Source organism: Litoribacter ruber (genome assembly GCF_018449405.1).
Taxonomy (GTDB): Bacteria; Bacteroidota; Bacteroidia; order Cytophagales; family Cyclobacteriaceae; genus Litoribacter; species Litoribacter ruber.
Genome location: NZ_JAHCMY010000041.1, coordinates 1 through 1,811 on the forward strand (window position 1 = coordinate 1; position 1,811 = coordinate 1,811).

Here is a 1,811-nt window from a genome sequence, read left to right on the forward strand (position 1 = left end):
GTGACCTTTGTGGCCAATTAAATTTCTCCGCGAAGAAGCTTAGTGCCCTTAGTTTTTCCTTTGTGGAACTTTGTGTCCAATTTTTCACTCCGCGAAGAAGCTTAGTGTCCTTCTTTTTAACTTTGTGAAACTTTGTGACCCATTTGATTATCCGCGAAGAAGCCTTTGTGAAACTTCGTGGAAACTTAGTGACCTTTGTGGCCAATTTTGTCTCAGCTCAATCCGGTGACTTAATCAGATTCTTTTGCAATTGCTTATTGGTTACTCTAGGATTTTGATAGAAAACGGGGACGAGGAAGCAGCTTACGGCAGGTCCCCAATGACCGTAGCGCATGTGTGAATGGATTTGGTTAGGTGTGCCACAAAAATCCACAATCCTCCCCTCCTGCTCTGGCTGGGTGCCTGGCAGATTGAATGCTAAGGAAGAATATATTTGGCTTTTGGTGCTCATAATCTGAAATTATGAGTCTCTGGAGGAAAGGACACTATAGCGTGGGCACCTATCACCGTACTGCAAGGTTCCGACGCCCATAGGAACGGCTTACGATAGGCAACCCAACAGCTATAGTGCATACAAATGTACACAAAATAACTGCTTGGGCATTAACCTACCGTCTCGTCCTATTACAAATTGTCGGAATTGCAGTCGAGACTCTTAATTAATACCTTTAATTACTTTCTTAAGGTGGAGCATACCCACCTTTCTTCTACACTTTAAAATTAGAAAAGTAATTCGACAAAAAAAATATTTTGACCACTTTTTAGCCTAAATTTTTTAATCCTTTTGAGAATGGAAAATTCAAAAATTGAGGATTTTGACATTCTAATGGGAAAAAGGCTTTATGGTATCATGGAGCTATTAGGCCTTGAAGTAAAAGGCTTTGCTGAACTAGTCGGACAGACTGAATCTCAGGTTTACTCTATGTTCAAAGGTAGAAGAAGCTTATCGAATCCAACAGCAAACCGATTAGGAGCAGAAATTGGCTTGCCCCCAGAAAAGATTTTTAACCTAAACTATCGTATTCCAAAAAAAATCCAAAACTCTCCTGAATTCAGGAATTTTAAAAACCGCTTTAGTAATAATCCTGAATATTTTAAAGACACTCGAGAAGATAGAAAACTTTCTCCCTTTATAATAAAACACTTAATCGATGAAGATTTTTTTATCAGTCCCCGATTTGTAGCTGAAGCAGTGGAAGCTTGCAAACAGATTGGAAGGGATGAGACTAGTGAAAAAGTCACAAAAGCTTTAACCTACCTTGTCAAGCAGAAGGTCTTGAAATCAAAAAAAGTCAAGAAGCGGTTGAAAGATGGCACCACAGGCAATAGATACATAAATATTTATTGGAGATAATAAAAAAATTTGATTATCTATATATTATAGTAATAAGAATAAGTTGTGATCCACCCTCCAGTGAGTAATTTGAGCCCTCGAGAGATCGGGGGCTTCTGTTTATCATTCGTATTGGAAGTATAAGTCACTAAGGAATAATAACAAACTTATACGCTCACCTTTTTGTCAGAAACTATCTCTAGATTCATTATTGCTGATTTAAAATATTTTGATGTTTCAACATCCACGCAATATATATAACACCCCTTCATTCCTCTTGTCATTAGTGTCCGATAGGTATTCTTTATGATTTGAAGCATTAACTCTTGGGTAGCAGTTTTATTTTCTTTTGCCATCGTTTTCCAGCCCCTAACAGTTGAGTCATGCTTGTCCCTTTTATTCGGATCGACAAGTACCTTCCCATTTCTAACAATTAGATCCTCTCCTACTATCACTCCAATATAGTCAACTTCAAGTC

Annotated in this window: 2 protein-coding genes; one reads left to right on the plus strand and one right to left on the minus strand. The window is 38.0% G+C overall.

Features of this window, described 5'->3' with window-relative positions; all coding sequences use genetic code 11:
• Nucleotides 1-790 precede the first annotated feature (790 nt).
• On the plus strand, nt 791-1,354 hold the full coding sequence (locus KI659_RS18490; protein WP_213946874.1) for a hypothetical protein: 564 nt from the start codon (nt 791-793) through the stop codon (nt 1,352-1,354).
• Between the two features lie 146 nt (nt 1,355-1,500).
• Here the strand turns inward: KI659_RS18490 and KI659_RS18495 are convergent.
• On the minus strand, nt 1,501-1,811 hold a 311-nt coding region (locus KI659_RS18495), incomplete at its 5' end, for a DNA/RNA helicase domain-containing protein (RefSeq protein ID WP_213946875.1).

Coding starts and splice junctions, on each gene's coding strand:
- KI659_RS18490 (WP_213946874.1), top strand. CDS start 791: ATGGAAAATTCAAAAATTGAGGATTTTGACATTCTAATGGGAAAAAGG.